Genomic DNA, 16,921 nt, shown 5'->3' with positions numbered 1-16,921 from the left:
AAAACTAAGTAGTAAAATAATACAAACAGAGAAACAAAGCACAACAATTATGAGAAAAAATATATTATTAATACTCTTTACTTTTTATTTTTCATTTGCATTTTCAAACGAATGGAATAATGCCCAGTGGATATGGCAACAAGAAGATGGCCCTTCTAATACTTGGATGAGTTTTAGAAAAATAATCACTCTAGATGAAGTACCTGAAAAGGTAGAAGCATTAATAGCCGTAGATAGTAAATTTTGGCTATGGATCAATGGTGAAATGGTCTTATTTGAAGGTGGTTTGTCACGAGGGCCAAGTCAAGCTGGAGAATGGAATAGAAAACAGAAAATTACACCAACAAATTCTTGGTATGATACTGTAAATATTCAACCATATTTAAAAAAAGGAGAAAATACAATCGCGATTTTAGCTTGGTATTGGGGACGAGAAACACACAAAGGGACACATATTGATAGTGGAAAAGGAGGATTGTTGTTTTCTGCTAATATAGGAAATCAGCCCGTTGTTTCTGATGCATCTTGGAAAGCATTACAACACCCTGGGTATGATAATACAATTGCCCCATCTAGCAAAGCAATAGTGCAATATAATGTATTGTTTGATGCGCAAAAATCGATAGGAGATTGGTCGGAAAAAGCATGGTATAAAACTGATTTTAATGATGAAAATTGGCCAAGAGCTGTTGAAAAAGGAAAATTAGGAGTCGCACCATGGTATAACGTAGAACCTAATATAGTTCCGCACTTAATTAATCATGGTTTGGAAAACTATGAAAATCATGAGACTTTAAAACTTCCATTTGTAAGCGATGGAAAAATGTTAAAAGCAAAATTGCCTTTTAATAAACAGATTACACCCTATTTAGAGATTGAAGCGAAAGCTGGGGATACTATTTTTATAACTACTGATAATAGATTGAATAGAATTAATGCAACTTATATAACGAAAGAAGGCAAACAATCTTTTGAAAGTTTTTCTTGGATGAACGGTCATGAAATTAGATACACCATTCCAAAAGGGGTTAAAGTAAACGCTTTGAAGTACAGGTGGATGAGTGTTGGTGAAATGGCAGGTAAATTTGAAATTGATGATCCGTTTTATCAGCGTTTATGGTGGATGGGTAATAATACTTTGTTTGTGTGTGCTAGAGATAATTTTATGGACTGTCCGGATAGAGAACGAGCATTGTGGATTGGAGATGTTGCAGATCAAGTTGGGTATTTGTTTTATTCCATGGATAATGCTGGACGTCAATTGTTAAAAAAAGCAATTTTGCAAACCACAGCATTTAGCGAAAACGGAGTCATGGGAGCTTTAGGCCCATTAAGAGTTCGAGAATTGGTAGCGCAAAGTTTGCAATTTATTGCTCAAGGAATTTGGCCTTACTACTTAAACACAGGAGACAAAGAAACCTTAGAAAAAGCCTACCCGTTTGTGTATGATTATTTAGCATTGTTTCCAATGCAAGAAAATGGATTACCAGAATATCGTAAAGGAAAAAGCCCTGATTCTTGGAATTGGGTAGATTGGGGAGTAAAAAAGACGATAGATGAACAACCTATTCAAATGGCATTCTATTACTTAGCTTTAAAAGAAGCTAAAAAAATGGCAGAAGTTTTAGGTAAGACCGAAGATATAAAATGGTATTCAGAAAGAATGGATGTCATGAAACCTGCGTTTGATAAAGCGTATTGGAAGAATGGGTTTTATAGTACGAATGTGGATAAATTTAAAGATGATAGAGCAAATGCGATTGCTATTGTTTCTGGAATTGCAAATCCAGATTATTACAATCAAATCGTTGATAATGTCTTAATTCCAAATCGTTTTTCAAGTCCACATTTTGAATGGATTGCAGAAGAAGCTATGTGTATTGCAGGAAGATATAAAGCATCTTTAGAAAGAATGAAAGTGCAATATCAAAGTCAAGTAGATAAAAAAACGATGTCTACCTTATATGAAATGTTTCCAAGAGGAGGTAGCTACAATCATGCTTGGAATGCTCCAAATACTATTTTATCTAAACATATTGCAGGAGTTAGACCAACAAAAGTGGCTTGGAGTGAATTTGAAATTATGCCCGCATTGGTGCATCTTGAAAATATAAAGAAAACCATTCCTACTGTAAAAGGAGATATAGATGTCGAAATACATGTTAGTGAGTTAGAATATCAACTAAACTTAAGTTCACCAAAAGAAACAGAAGCAATTATCGGAATTCCGAAAACAGAAAAAACAATTGACAAGGTTTATGTTAATGGAAAATGTGTGTGGAGTAAAGGTAAAATAAAAAAGAAAATCAAAGGTGTTCTTTTTAAAGGAGAAGATATGAGGTATTTGAAATTTGTATTATTATCGGGGAATTGGGAGTTAGAGGCTATTTATAAGTAATTAAATATTTTAGTTATACCTTTTCAGAATTAGAGATTTATTATTAGGTTAATTTGTTTTAAAATATGTTGAGAAATTATTTTTATGCGGTATTTCTTTTATGCCAGTTCACTTTTGCTCAAGTTGTAGAAATCGAAAGTAAAAAAGACCAAGATTATTTATTGGAAATAAAGAAAGAACTCAAAAAGAAATGGCCAAACAATAAAACTATAAACATTGTATTTCATGGGCATAGTGTGCCTTCGGGATATTTTAAAACACCTATGGTAAACACGTTGTCTTCTTACCCGTATCAGGTTTTAAGAAAAATCAAAGAAAAATATCCTTATGCTGTAGTAAATGCTATTGTTACAGCAGTTGGTGGAGAAAATTCAGTAAAAGGTGTAAAAAGGTTTGATAATGAAGTCTTAAATCATAAACCAGATGTCTTATGTATAGATTATGGCTTAAATGATAGAAAAATAGGTTTGGAAAAGGCAAAGCAAGCATGGGAATATATGATAGAAAGCGCTTTAAAAAATAACATACATGTTATACTGTTAACACCATCCCCAGACACTAGGGTTGATTATAATAACCCTAAAAATAAACTCTGGCAACATGCTAATCAGATAAGAAAACTAGCTCAGACTTATAAAGTTGAATTAGTTGATAGTTATAAGGCTTTTGAATTCTTATATTCTAAAAAGAAGAAACTTAAAAAGTATATGGCACAAATAAATCATCCCAATGAAAAAGGTCATGAGTTGATTACTAAAGAAATTATGAAGCATTTTAAATAGATTTAAAGGATTGGTGTTTTAGTGAATAAAAATGATGAAGTTTAGCTCCTAAAAAGGAAGCAATGGTTATTACTCTTATAAATCAGAACCAGGTTTTGGTGTAGAACTGGATAGAGATAGATTAAAAAAAGTAAGTGAATTGTATATTGAAATCTAAATAAGATAATTTAGAACAACGCATTGTAATAATTGATATCATTTTGTGTAATAAATATATCAAAACGTCAATTGTTATTTGTGTCGTTTTCTACGTAATTTACTTTTAACTATTATAAGAACTTTCGTTTTGAATAAATCAAAAAATGCTATTAATGATCAAAAATCTTTTTCAATATTTAATTATTTAGTATTGATTCAGGAAGTTTAAATCAAAAAGAAAATTTGAGAAGACAATTGAAAACGATAAAAAAAATTAATTAAGAATATAATAATGAGAGTTAAAAAAATACTGCCTTTTTTTTACACTATATTTTCTTTTTTTATAATAACGAATTGTAAAAAAGTACAAGTTACTCAAAAACCTAATGTTTTACTCATTTGTGTGGATGATCTCCGTCCAGAGTTAAAGAGTTTCGGAGCTAAGTATATCAGTTCTCCAAATATTGACGCCTTAGCAGAAAAGGGAGTTAAATTTCAAAGACATTTTGTAAATTCTCCAAGTTGTGGACCATCTAGATATACCTTACTGACAGGACAATATGGTCCAGCAGGAAATAATGCACTTTTTCGAAGAGCAAATAAAATAAACGAAGGTAATCAAGAAATAGATAAAAGTATGCCAGAGTGGTTTAAAGCACATGGTTATACGACAATTTCTGTAGGGAAAGTTTCTCATCACCCAGGAGGAAGAGGTGGTAAGAATTGGAATGATAGTACAAAAATTGAAATGCCCAATGCATGGGATAAACATTTGATGCCGGTTGCAGAATGGGAACATCCGCGCGGAGCAATGCATGGATTAGCCAATGGACAAATTCGAGTAAAATCAGGCAATATGGATGTTTTTGAGACAGTAGAAGGAGATGACAATATTTATCCAGATGGAGCAATTACAAATGAAGCTATAAACCAACTAAAAACACTTACTAACAATAATGAAAATCCATTTTTTCTAGCTGTTGGAATTATAAAACCACACCTACCTTTTGGTACACCAAAAAAGTATTATGATAGGTACGATGGTGTAGCCCTTCCCGAAATAAAAAACCCTCAAAAACCAAAAGGGAAAACCACATGGCATGAATCGGGTGAATTTATGAAATACAAACGTTGGGGTAAAAATCCTAATACAGATGCTGATTTTGCTAATGATGTGCGTCGTCATTATGCTGCATGTGTGAGTTTTGCAGATGCTCAAGTTGGCAAAATTCTTGCAACATTAAAAAAAACAGGAGCAGACAAAAATACTATTGTTGTACTTTGGGGAGACCATGGTTGGCATTTAGGAGAACATGCAATTTGGGGAAAACACAGTTTGTTCGAGGAATCGTTACATGCGCCTTTAATAATTCATTATCCAGAAATGAAACATAAAGGTGCTAACGCAAATGCCATTGTTGAAACAGTCGATATATTCCCAACTCTATGCGATTTAGCTGGAATTGAAATTCCTGAACATAGCTATGGTGTGTCACTAAAAAAGATATTAGAAGCACCGAATACTACTGGACACGACGCTATAGCTTACAATAATAAAGCTTCAACGATTAGAACATCAACACATAGGTTGACTCTTCATAAAGATGGATTTGTAGAGTTGTATGCTCATACATCAAAAGAAAAGGAAACAAAAAACATTGCTGAGGAACAAAAAGAATTAGTCAAAGAGTTAAAGAAAAAGTTGAATGCTCGATTAGACAAAAACTAGTTTTCAATGCAAATAAATATAAAACAAAATTAAAATGATAAAAGTAGGATTATTTGGTATTGGCTTAGATACCTATTGGCCGCAATTTGAAGGCTTATTAGAACGGTTAGAAGGTTATCAACAACAAATAGCAACTAAAATGGAAAGTTTTGGAGCTAAGGTAGTCAATGTTGGTTTGGTAGATTCTCCAGTGGTAGCAAGAGAAAAAGCTCAGATATTAAAAACAGAAGATGTAGATATCTTGTTTTTATATATATCTACCTATGCCTTATCATCTACAGTTTTACCTGTGGTTCAGAAAGTAAAATGTCCGGTAGTGATTTTAAATATTCAACCTGTAGCAGCTATTGATTATGAGAGTTTTAATGCTTTGGGAGATCGTGGAAAAATGACAGGTGAATGGTTAGCACATTGTCAAGCTTGTTCTGTGCCAGAGTTTGCAAATGTTTTTAATCGTGCAGGAATAGATTACGAATTTGTAACAGGTTATTTAGGAGAGCAAGTAGTTTGGGACGAAATTCAGGATTGGATAGATGCTACAAAAGTCGCTTCGATAATGCAAAATAATAGACTCGGTGTTTTAGGACATTATTATGCAGGTATGTTAGACGTATATTCCGATTTAACAAAACAATCTTCAGCTTTTGGAACGCATATAGAAATTGTCGAAATGTGTGAGGTGAAAAAGTACAGAGATGCAGTCACAGATGACGAGGTTGATGAAAAAATAACTGAATTCCAAAGTACCTTTGAAGTGATTGATGCTTGTGAAGAAGAAGAATTGGTACGCGCAGCAAAAACCTCAATAGCTTTAGATAAATTGGTTGAAAATCATAATCTAGGTTCCATGGCTTATTATTACGAAGGTGAAACTGCTAATGAATATGAAAATATAGTAACGTCCGTAATTGCAGGAAACACCTTATTAACAGGAAAAAATGTGCCAGTTGCAGGCGAATATGAAGTGAAAAATGCCCAAGCCATGAAAATTATGGATGCTTTTGGGGTAGGTGGTTCGTTTTCAGAATTCTATGCCATGGATTTTAATGATGATATCGTTATGCTGGGGCATGATGGGCCAGCACATTTTGCTATTGCAGAAGGCAACGTACAGTTGGTGCCTTTGCCTGTATATCACGGAAAACCAGGAAAAGGCTTGTCCATTCAAATGACGGTAAAACACGGCCCAGTAACTTTGTTGTCTGTTGTTGAAGGTAAAGATGATGTGTTTTTATTGGTTGCTGAAGGAGAATCAGTTGAAGGGCCAATATTACAAATAGGAAATACAAATAGTCGTTACCGGTTTTCAATAGGAGCAAGAGCTTTTATGAATGAGTGGTCTAAACAAGGTCCATCTCATCATTGTGCTATTGGTGTAGGTCATATTGCAAACAAAATTGATAAATTAGGAAAAATATTAAATCTTAGAGTAGTTAGAATCTGTTAAAGATAAAAAGGATGAAAATACTATATAAAACGCTGTTTTTAGGGTTAGTTCTGAGTTTATTTGTGCCAGGTTTAATTGCCCAAAGTATATCCTTAGAACAAAATTTTCAGAATCCACCAGCATCTGCGAAACCACGTACTATGTGGTTTTGGATAAACGGAAACGTTACAAAAGAAGGTATAACAGCCGACCTAGAAGCTATGAAAAACGTAGGCATTCAGGGTGCTCTGATTTTTAATGTAAACTTAGGAAATCCAAAAGGTTTTGCTGATTATTTAAGTACGTCATGGCTAGATTTATTTCATTTTGCAGCCTCGGAGGCCAAACGACTAGAACTCGAGTTGAGTTTTCATAATGGTGCTGGTTGGTCGTCAACGGGCGGACCATCAATCACCCCAGAATATGCCATGCAAGAATTGGTTTTTTCTGAAATAGTGTACACTGGGAACAACACATTTAATGCTAAACTGCCTCAACCTAAAACCCACCTAAATTATTATAAAGATATTGCAATTCTTGCTTTTCCTAAACCTAAAAACGATCAAAGAATTGACGAATTAGATACAAAAATTCTTTCGCATAAAGTTAGAAATCACCTAACGCCTGATAATAAGAATGTTTCTGATTTGGCAATAGTTAAAAAAGCAGAAATTATTGATTTGACATCAAAACTTACTAAAGATGGGGTCTTAAAATGGCAAGTACCTAAAGGCGAATGGGTTATTTTACGTATTGGACACACGCCTACCGGCGAAAAAAATCGTTTTCCGAGTGATGGCGGACGCGGTTTAGAGTGTGATAAAATGAACAAAAAGGCTGTAGATATTTTTTGGCAAGGAGGCATACAGCCGATTATTAAAAAATTAGACACTTTAATAGGTACTGCTGTTACAAGATGCCATATTGATAGCTACGAGGTAGGTACAACAAACTGGACAGCAAATTTTGCAGAAGAATTTAAAACCCTTCGTTCTTACAACTGTAAAGCATATTTACCCGCTTTAGCCGGTTACTATATAGAAAGTGGCGAAGAAACTGAACGATTTCTATGGGATTTTAGACGTACGATTGGAGATTTAATCGCTAAGAATTATTACGGTTATTTCGGAGAACTTTGCCATAAAAACGGCATGCAATTTTCTACAGAACCTTACTGGGGACCATTTGATAGCATGCAAGTTGGTGCAACTGCTGATGTGGTGATGTCTGAATTTTGGAGTGGAAGTTTGGCGTTTTTTGACTCGCCTAAATTTGTTGCTTCGATTGCCAAATTAAATGGAAGCCCCATTGCCGAAGCAGAATCTTTTACGGGTATGGGCGGCTGGAACCAACACCCAGGTACACTAAAAGCGATGGGCGACTTGGCCTGGGCACAAGGTATCAACCGTTTTGTTTTTCATTGTTATGTACATCAACCTTGGAATGTTGGACCTGGATTGACTTTACAGGTTTTTGGAACAGATTTTAACCGTTTAAATACATGGTGGAATCAGAGTAAACCTTTTGTAAATTATATTAGCAGAGGTCAGTTTTTACTACAACAAGGCACCTCGGTAGCCGATGTCTTGGTTTTTACAGGAGAGGCATCTCCAAATGATGCGCTTTTAATGCCAGAAATAAAAGAACTTGGATATGATTATGATGTGATTGGGTCAAACAAAATACATACATTAACAGTAAAAGACGGTCTTATTCAAACTTCTGTAGGAGAAAAATACAAAGTTTTGGTATTGCCTTCAATTGAATGGATGACACCAAAAACACTAACTAAAATTAAAGAATTAGCTAACTTGGGCGCACAAATTATTGGCTCAAAACCAAAAAAATCGCCAAGTCTTGAAAAGTATCCTACTTGCGATGAAAAGGTAGTTGAGTTAGCTGATAATTTATGGAATTCGGGTATTGTTAAAGACAACTCGATTTTAGATGTTTTAAAAAACTGGGTATTGCTTCCAGATTTTTCAATTGAAAACGATACCGATGCCGCTATCGATTTTATTCACAGAAAAACTAAAAATAGCGACATCTATTTTGTAGTAAATTCAAAAAAAGAAAGTCGAGAATTAGACTGTCGTTTTCGAGTTACAGGAAAACAACCAGAACTTTGGAATGCAGAAACAGGAGAAATTACTAATGCTTCAGTATGGAAAAACAATGGTGATGGTACCACAACAGTATCAATTCCTTTTGAATCTCAAGGCTCTGTATTTGTTGTGTTTAAAGAACCTATAACTTCAGAAGATCACATTGTAAGTGCTGCCATCACTACTCAAAAACCTAAATCAACTTCTCCTTCTACTCTAAAAATCATAAAAGCTGAATACGGAACATTTTTACCTGATGGCTTGGTTGATGTTACAGAAAAAGTTGCAAAAAGCGTTGTTGATAATAAATTATCGATACATGCAACTCGCAGTCTTTGTTCTGGAGACCCAGCACCTGGCTATAAAAAAGAATTACGTGTTCAATATAAAGTTGGTGAAACGCTACACGAAAAAAATGCCATGGAAAAAGAGTGGTTACATATAGATGCTACCAACAAAGGAAAATTAGTCGTTGTAAAAGCGGTCTTCGGAAAATTTGCGAGAGGAATAAATAGCATTCCTTCTAACAAACCTATTTACGATGTTACAGAAAAAGTAAAATCAATCGTAGAATCTGGTACTTATGAAATTTCTGTAAACGATCGTTTTTTAAAAGAAAAAAATGATACTAAGAACTCTTTACGTGTTAGCTATACGATTAATAACGAAAAGAAAAGCATTATTGTTTCTGAAGGAAATATTCTAAAGTTGACACAGGAAAGACCTAAATCTAAAATAATTTACGACAACAATGGAGTTGCTTGGGTTACCCCTTATACTGGTGAAATAACCTATCGTTCGTCAAAAGGAAAAACGAAAACATTAAAAGTAAAATCGATACCTAAACCTATTGATATCTCTAATGATTGGCAAGTAAGCTTCCCACTAATAAACAAAGATATTTTAGAAACTACATTTAATCAATTAATTTCTTGGTCGGTTGCTTCAGAAAAAGATATTCGTTACTTTTCGGGGACAGCTAGCTATAAAAAAGAGTTTCAAATCCCTACAAAACTTATAAAATCGTGTTATTCTTTTGAATTAGATTTAAGTAATGTTATGGTAATTGCTGAAGTGATTCTTAATGGAGAAAACCTTGGAATTTTATGGAAAACCCCATACAGAATCAATCTTGATAATGCAATCTTAAAGGGCACCAACACACTTGAAGTAAAAATTACTAACCTTTGGCCAAATAGATTAATTGGCGACGAGCAGATGGAGTTAGATTACGAGCGCAGAGGACCACATATAAAAGATTGGCCCAAGTGGCTTTTAAACAATACCAATAGACCAACAGAACGTATAACTTTAGCTGGGTTTAAACATTACAATAAAAACTCAGAATTGTTGCCCTCTGGTTTAATAGGTCCGGTTAGAATTATTGTTTCAAAAGTCAAGAAGTTATAGAAAATTAAAATAAAGTCTATTGAAGTTGATTTATATTTTAAATTAGCTCATAAATTAAAATACAATGCGAAAAATACCTTTGTACATATTAGTATTAATTAGTGTAGCATGTGCTACAAAAAAAGAGAATGTAGTACCAAACATAATCATTATAAATGTTGATGATATGGGCTGGAAAGATGTTGGTTTTATGGGAAGCAAATACTATGAAACACCTAATATAGATTACCTATCTAGCTTAGGAATGGTATTTACAAATGGGTATGCATCTGCTTCCAATTGTGCCCCTAGTAGAGCTAATTTAATGACTGGGCAATGGGCACCACGTCATGGGGTTTATACAGTGAGTCCGTCAACTAGAGGTAAATCTGAAGACAGAAAAATAATCCCTATTAAAAACACTCATACTTTATCACCAGAACATCATATTTTACCAGAGGTGTTGCACGAAAATGGCTATATAACCTGTCATGCAGGAAAGTGGCATTTAAGTGATAATCCTCTAGAATATGGATTTGATGTAAATATTGCTGGAGGACACAATGGTCTACCCAGAAGTTATTATCCACCCTATAAAAATGTAAAGATAGAAAAAGGCAATAGCCAATATTTGACTGATTTGGTGATGGAAAATGCTTTAAAGTTTGTAGATACTGTTCAAAAACCTTTTTATTTGAACTATTCGCCTTATGCAGTTCATGTGCCTATAATGCCAATAGACAGTATTGTTCCTAAATATGAGAAAAAAACACCTTGGCAAGGTCAAGGTAACGCGGAATATGCTTCTATGGTAGATAATCTAGATAGAAACATAGGACTACTTATCAATAAGCTAAAAGAAAGGTCTCTTTTAGAGAATACCTTAATTGTTTTTACTTCCGACAATGGCGGTTTGTATGGAATTACGAAACAAAAACCATTAAGAGCAGGAAAAGGTAGCTATTATGAAGGTGGTATTAGAGAGCCTTTTTTCTTTGTATTAAATAGTAAGATTCAACCGAATACGAAGAGTGAAATTCCGATAACGAATTTAGATATTTTTCCAACGGTATTGCAATATGCAGGTATTGATGCTAGCTCACTTCAATTGGATGGTAATAATTTATCACCTGTTTTAGAAAAAGAAGTAGAAGTTTTTGAACGTCCTTTATTTTGGCATTTCCCTATTTATTTACAGGCTTATAATGTAAACGATAACGAAAATCGTGATCCTTTATTTAGAACGCGTCCAGGATCTGTAGTAAGAAAAGGGGATTGGAAACTTCATTATTACTTTGAAGACAATGCTATTGAGTTGTATAATTTATCTGAAGATATAGGAGAAAGAAATAATCTTTCAGAAGTAAATCCTGAAAAAGCAACTGAATTATTAACGTTGTTAAAACAATGGTGGAAAGATACCAATGCGCCAATACCAACAACTAAAAATCCAGAATACATAAGTAAATTATAATAATAAATTTTATATTCAAAAGTTATGCAAGCAATATTAGGGGTTATATTTCATTCTTTAGGAGGCGTAGCCGCAGGAAGTTTTTATATGCCATACAATAAAGTAAAAGGTTGGGCATGGGAAACCTACTGGATGGTAGGAGGTGTTATGTCTTGGCTTATTGTACCTCCAATAGCTGCTTATTTAACGGTTCCTGGTTTTGTAGATATCATTGCATCAAGTTCAAGCATAATTTTAGGTTTTACATTTTTAATGGGGCTACTTTGGGGAGTTGGTGGTTTGTCTTACGGCCTTGGAGTACGTTATCTAGGGATGTCTTTAGGTAATTCAGTAGTTCTAGGGTTTTGTGCAGCATTTGGGGCTGTTGTACCCTCAATTTATTATAATTTAAATCCTCAAGATGGTAAAATATCTTTTACAGATATGATATCTTCTTCAGGAGGAAGAGTCGTTTTGCTTGGTGTTTTAGTTTGTTTAATAGGTATTGCAATTTGTGGAAAAGCAGGTATGTTAAAGGAAAAAGAACTTTCTGAAGAAGAAAAAAAGAAGAGCGTAACAGAATTTAATTTGGTAAAAGGGTTAATAGTTGCTGTGCTTTCAGGTATATTAAGTTCATTTTTTAGTTTTGGTATAGAAGTAGGGAAACCTTTAGCAGATGCAGCAGTTGCTGCAGGCTATGATCATCTATTTGCCAATAATGTGACGTTTGTAGTGATACTTTGGGGTGGTTTAGCAACTAATTTAGTTTGGACTACCATGTTGAGTATCAAAAAAAAATCATACAAAGATTTTATCAATACAAATACTCCAATTCGTAAAAATCTTTTGTTTTCTGCTTTGGCAGGCACCATATGGTTTTTACAATTTTTCTTTTATGGTATGGGAGAAAGCAAATTAGGTAATGGTGCTAGTTCTTGGATTTTACATATGTCCACCATTATTTTAACGGCTAATCTTTGGGGGATTTATAGAAAAGAATGGTTTGGTGTAGCTAAAAAAACAAAATTAACTATAACAACCGGAATTATAGTAATTATTCTTTCCGTTGTATTAGTGGGTGTTGGAAATTCTATTTAGATTTAATCAACCTGACACAACAGGATAATCTAAAAAAAAATATAAAATAATTTTAGAATCAATATTATTTGAATAATTTATGGATACTTCAAATTGGGTATTACAATTTTTAGGGCGCTTGCATCCACTATTTGTACATTTTCCAGTAGGTCTTTTGGTTGTTGCATTACTATTAGAAATTCGAACTATAGGAGGTAAACGAAAAGGACTTAGAGAAGGCATCAATTATATGGTTTATATTGGTGCAGGTTTTGCTGTTTTTTCAGCACTTTTTGGTTGGTTTCTAAAAACACAAGATGAATATTCTGGAAATTTGGTAGATAACCATCAATATACAGGAATAGCTACAGCGGTTTTGTCGCTTATTACTGCAATAATTTTAAGAAATGCTCTAAAAAAAGCTACAATTAATTTAAAGGCATACCGATTTATGCTTTTTATAACTGTAATATTGCTAACTATAACTGGACATTTAGGAGCTAATTTAACCCATGGAGAAGATTATTTAACAGCAATTTTGCCAGGAAATAAAGAGGTTTACACTGCTAAAGAATCAAGTGTTTTATTATCAGAATTAAAAGGGAATTCAGAATTATCGGATTTACAAAAAGACAAATTAAGTTTAGAAGTACGAGGACTTTTTGCACATAAATGTTATCAATGTCATAGTGAAAACAAGCAAAAAGGGGAGTTAGTACTTGAAACTAAACGAGGAGTTTTTAAAGGAGGTAAATCAGGATTGGCAGTTGTACCCGGTAAACCTGAAGAAAGTGAAATTTATAAACGAATTATTCTTTCGGCTAATGATAAAAAGGTAATGCCTACAAAAGGTAAACTATTAACTCCTGATGAAATAGCATTGGTAAAACTTTGGATTAAAGAAGGTGCACATTGGTCAGATAAAGCAGTAAAAGTTTTTCCAGAAGCAGAGTTAGCTTTAGTAAAGCCAGAGCTACCTAATAATATTCAAGGTATAACTCATCCTATTGATAAATTAGTAGCTATTTATTTTGATAAAAATAATCTGGATTGGCAAGAAGTTATTAACGATAGAGCTTTTATAAGACGTGCCTACATGGACGCCATTGGCTTGTTGCCAGAACCAAGCGTAGTTAAAGATTTTATAAATGATAACAATCCAAACAAAAGAGAAGCATTAGTTGATACTTTGTTAAACGATAATCAAAATTATACACAACATTGGTTAAGTTTTTGGAATGATTTATTACGAAATGATTATTATAGCGTTGGAGGTAAAAAACAAATTACGCATTGGTTATATTCATCACTAATGAAAAATAAATCTTATGACCAATTAGTAACCGAGTTAGTAAATCCAGTAAAAGGTTCAGAAGGTTTTATAAAAGGCATAAAATGGAGAGGTGTTGTTAATGCAAGTCAAAGAACAGAAATGCAAGCTGCACAGAATATTGGCCAATCTCTTATGGGGGTTAATGTAAAATGTGCTTCATGTCATAACAGTTTCATCAGCAATCTAACCTTAGATCAAGCCTACGGATTTGCAACAATTTTTTCTGATTCTATTCTAGAGTTGAATAGATGTGATAAACCCATAGGTAAACTCGCTAAACCAAATTTTCTATATCCAGAATTAGGAAGTGTTGATGGTGAAACGGTTAAAGATAGATTATTAAAACTATCAGAAGTGATGGTTCAGAGAGCTAATGGAAGGCTTTACAGAACCATTGCCAATAGGTTTTGGGACAGATTGATGGGACGTGGTATAGTTGAACCTTTAGATGAAATGGATAATACGCCATGGGATGCTATGGTGCTAGATTGGTTGTCAGCAGATTTTATAGATTCAGGCTCAGATTTAAAGCATTTAATTAAGCGTATCATGACGTCTAAAGTTTATCAATTGCCTATGGTCAATTATAAAAAAGAGGAAGACTTAAAAACCAAGTACGTTTTTAAAGGGCCAGTAACGCGCAGACTTAGTGCGGAGCAATTCTCTGATGCTGTAAGTCAGATTATTGCACCTTTATATCCACAAGTAGCATTCAATCCAAATGGAGATGATATCAAAGCCATACGGATATGGCATCTAGAAGAAGAGTTGGGAAGAGTAGTACTACCTGAACCTGGTAAAAGATATTTTAGAAAATCATTTAATGTTTCAAAAGAAACTATAAAAAAAGGAGAAGTTTTAATTTCAGTTGACAATTCTTATGTCCTTTATCTTAATGGAAAAAAGATATTGCAAAATAAAAATTGGAAGGTAGTTGATAAAATTGATATTACAAGTCATCTAAAAGTTGGGAAAAACACCATAGCGATTATAGGAGAAAATGGAGGTACTATTGCAAATCCAGCAGGTATATTATTTGCTTTAAAGATAGATTATGCGTCGGGTAAGAGTACACTTTTAAAGTCCGATAAATCTTGGGTGAGTTCTCGTGAGTTACCAGAAGCCAACTGGGTAGCTGTTGAATATGATGATAGTTCATGGAGAAAAGTTAGAAATTACAGTACTAGAAATTTTAAAAATTGGGGACAACTACTAGATTTTACTTTTAAACCACACACCGAAAAATTTGCGCGTGCTAGTTTGGTAAAGCAACACCCGTTTATGAAAGCTTTAGGAAGACCCAGTAGAGAAATTGTAACGACCTCTAGAGAAGATCAAGCAACCTTGTTACAAGCTTTAGAGCTTACTAATGGTGAGTTTTTTAATGGGATCTTAGAAGAAGGAGCACAATCGTGGTTAAAAAATTATGGAGAGGATAGTCGTGTTATTGTAAAAAACTTATATCAAAAAGCATTTAATAGAGAACCGTCAAGTGAAGAAAAAACAATGATGCTTAATGTTTTAGGAAAGAATCCAAAACAAGAACAATTACAAGATGTATTTTGGGCTGTTTTAATGTCGCCAGAATTTCAGTTTATTAACTAAAAATAAAAAAAATGGATACAAATAAGTCACGTAGAGATTTTTTGAAAAAAATGAGTGCTGCTAGTTTATCAGCAGCAGCAACTACAATTCCAGGATTTAGTTTTTTAAGTTCTTGTTCGCCTGAGGTTCAAAAAATGGCATCTACAGCAGATACTGTTATTTTACTCTGGATGGCAGGAGGAATGGCACATACCGAGACATTTGACCCTAAAGCTTATGTGCCTTTTGAAAAAGGTGTAGAAAGCAAGAGAGTGCTAAGTACTTTTCCTAAGAAACCTACTGTAGTTGATGATTTATATTTTTCTGAAGGATTAGAAGGTATAGGGAGTGTAATGGATAAAGGTGCTATAATTCGTTCATACAAATCTGCAGATTTAGGGCATATTTTGCATACGCGTCATCAATATCATTGGCATACTTGTTATGAGCCACCACAATCTGTACAAGCACCTCACATTGGAGCTTGGATAGCTAAAGAGTTAGGGCCTGCAAACCCTGTTATTCCCCCTTTTATTGCTATGGGGCAACGTTTTACAATGGGGGAGTCTGAAGAGCTCAAGGCATTTCATTCTGCAGGATTTTTAGGTACAGAATATGGGCCTTTTTTAATTCCTGACCCTTCAAGTGGTTTGGAAAGTGTGCGCCCACCAAAGGGTATGTCGCTTAAACGTTTTGAAGCACGTTATAAATTATTTAAAGAACTAGCAAATAAGAGCGAGGTGATGGAGCAGGGTAGCGATTACCAGCGAGAGTCTTTAATGCGTTCTATGGAGCAGTCGTATCGCTTATTGAATTCTCCAGAAGCTAAAGTTTTTGATTTATCAGAAGAACCAAAAGAAGTTTATGATACTTATAATACAGGACGTTTTGGTTTAGGATGTTTGTTGGCAAAACGATTAGCGATGAATGGAGGACGATTTATTAGTGTATCTACAGAATACGAACCATTTTTAGGTTGGGATACGCATGAAAATGGGCATACGAGGCTTAAAAAAATGAAAGCGCTTATTGATAGGCCTATAGCTCAACTTGTTAAGGATTTAGATAAAACAGGGCATTTAGATAGAACACTTATTATTTTGGCAAGTGAGTTTAGTCGAGATGCTATTATGGAAGGGAGACCAGGTAAAAAAGTAAAAGACCAAGTGAATCAACCAGATATTATAGAACACGAAAAACACTATGGAATGCATCGTCATTTTACAGATGGTAGTTCTATTTTAATGTGGGGCGGTGGTGTAAAAAAAGGATTAGTTTATGGTAAAACTGCAGACGAAAGACCTTGTTCATCAATAGAGAATCCAGTAGTAATAGATGAAGTGCATCAATCTGTTTATCATGCTTTAGGGATTCATCCAGAAACCCATTATGAAATAGAAGGTAGACCATTTTATACAACGCCAGATGGTAAAGGAAAACCAATATTAGATTTATTTGGGAATCCTATGAAATCATCAAAAGAAAACATCGCTTAAAATTTAATTTC

The 16,921-nt window shown here is 33.9% G+C and carries 9 protein-coding genes; all 9 read left to right on the top strand.

Annotation, left to right across the window (positions count from 1 at the left end):
* The first annotated feature begins 49 nt into the window (after nucleotides 1-49).
* The 9 genes from DIS07_RS02430 to DIS07_RS02390 all read left to right on the top strand — a co-directional run bounded on the left by DIS07_RS02430 (nucleotide 50) and on the right by DIS07_RS02390 (nucleotide 16,910).
* On the top strand, nucleotides 50-2,398 hold the full coding sequence (locus DIS07_RS02430; RefSeq protein ID WP_109403621.1) for an alpha-L-rhamnosidase-related protein: 2,349 nt from the start codon (nucleotides 50-52) through the stop codon (nucleotides 2,396-2,398).
* Between the two features lie 65 nt (nucleotides 2,399-2,463).
* Nucleotides 2,464-3,180 carry an SGNH/GDSL hydrolase family protein gene (locus DIS07_RS02425; RefSeq protein WP_109403620.1) on the top strand — a complete coding sequence of 239 codons (717 nt, stop codon included), beginning with the start codon at nucleotides 2,464-2,466 and terminating at the stop codon, nucleotides 3,178-3,180.
* A gap of 430 nt (nucleotides 3,181-3,610) precedes the next feature.
* The gene (locus DIS07_RS02420) at nucleotides 3,611-5,047 is read left to right on the top strand and encodes a sulfatase (RefSeq protein WP_109403619.1); all 1,437 of its coding nucleotides are present in this window, start codon (nucleotides 3,611-3,613) and stop codon (nucleotides 5,045-5,047) included.
* A gap of 34 nt (nucleotides 5,048-5,081) precedes the next feature.
* The gene (locus tag DIS07_RS02415; RefSeq protein WP_109403618.1) at nucleotides 5,082-6,494 is read left to right on the top strand and encodes an L-fucose/L-arabinose isomerase family protein; all 1,413 of its coding nucleotides are present in this window, start codon (nucleotides 5,082-5,084) and stop codon (nucleotides 6,492-6,494) included.
* Nucleotides 6,495-6,505: 11 nt separating this feature from the next.
* The gene (locus DIS07_RS02410) at nucleotides 6,506-9,988 is read left to right on the top strand and encodes a glycosyl hydrolase (RefSeq protein ID WP_109403617.1); all 3,483 of its coding nucleotides are present in this window, start codon (nucleotides 6,506-6,508) and stop codon (nucleotides 9,986-9,988) included.
* Nucleotides 9,989-10,052: 64 nt separating this feature from the next.
* Nucleotides 10,053-11,441, top strand: a complete 1,389-nt coding sequence (locus DIS07_RS02405) for a sulfatase (protein WP_109403616.1) — start codon at nucleotides 10,053-10,055, stop codon at nucleotides 11,439-11,441.
* 24 nt (nucleotides 11,442-11,465) lie between these two features.
* The gene (gene rhaT / locus DIS07_RS02400; protein ID WP_109403615.1) at nucleotides 11,466-12,518 is read left to right on the top strand and encodes an L-rhamnose/proton symporter RhaT; all 1,053 of its coding nucleotides are present in this window, start codon (nucleotides 11,466-11,468) and stop codon (nucleotides 12,516-12,518) included.
* Nucleotides 12,519-12,597: 79 nt separating this feature from the next.
* Complete coding sequence (locus tag DIS07_RS02395; protein ID WP_109403614.1) at nucleotides 12,598-15,435, top strand: DUF1549 domain-containing protein; 2,838 nt, start codon at nucleotides 12,598-12,600, stop codon at nucleotides 15,433-15,435.
* A gap of 11 nt (nucleotides 15,436-15,446) precedes the next feature.
* A complete protein-coding gene (locus tag DIS07_RS02390; protein ID WP_109403613.1) occupies nucleotides 15,447-16,910 on the top strand; it encodes a DUF1501 domain-containing protein in 1,464 nt (487 codons plus the stop codon).
* The last annotated feature ends 11 nt before the right edge of the window (nucleotides 16,911-16,921 follow it).

The sequence above is a fragment of the Polaribacter aquimarinus genome (genome assembly GCF_003129485.1).
Taxonomy (GTDB): domain Bacteria; phylum Bacteroidota; class Bacteroidia; order Flavobacteriales; family Flavobacteriaceae; genus Polaribacter; species Polaribacter aquimarinus.
Note: the sequence above shows the minus strand (reverse complement) of the source record. Positions and strands in the feature narration are given on the sequence as shown.

Bases quoted from the DNA above. Each gene is read 5' to 3' on its own strand.
- DIS07_RS02420 (WP_109403619.1), top strand. From the start codon at position 3,611: ATGAGAGTTAAAAAAATACTGCCTTTTTTTTACACTATATTTTCTTTT.
- rhaT (WP_109403615.1), top strand. From the start codon at position 11,466: ATGCAAGCAATATTAGGGGTTATATTTCATTCTTTAGGAGGCGTAGCC.
- DIS07_RS02415 (WP_109403618.1), top strand. From the start codon at position 5,082: ATGATAAAAGTAGGATTATTTGGTATTGGCTTAGATACCTATTGGCCG.
- DIS07_RS02430 (WP_109403621.1), top strand. From the start codon at position 50: ATGAGAAAAAATATATTATTAATACTCTTTACTTTTTATTTTTCATTT.
- DIS07_RS02425 (WP_109403620.1), top strand. From the start codon at position 2,464: ATGTTGAGAAATTATTTTTATGCGGTATTTCTTTTATGCCAGTTCACT.
- DIS07_RS02390 (WP_109403613.1), top strand. From the start codon at position 15,447: ATGGATACAAATAAGTCACGTAGAGATTTTTTGAAAAAAATGAGTGCT.
- DIS07_RS02395 (WP_109403614.1), top strand. From the start codon at position 12,598: ATGGATACTTCAAATTGGGTATTACAATTTTTAGGGCGCTTGCATCCA.
- DIS07_RS02410 (WP_109403617.1), top strand. From the start codon at position 6,506: ATGAAAATACTATATAAAACGCTGTTTTTAGGGTTAGTTCTGAGTTTA.
- DIS07_RS02405 (WP_109403616.1), top strand. From the start codon at position 10,053: ATGCGAAAAATACCTTTGTACATATTAGTATTAATTAGTGTAGCATGT.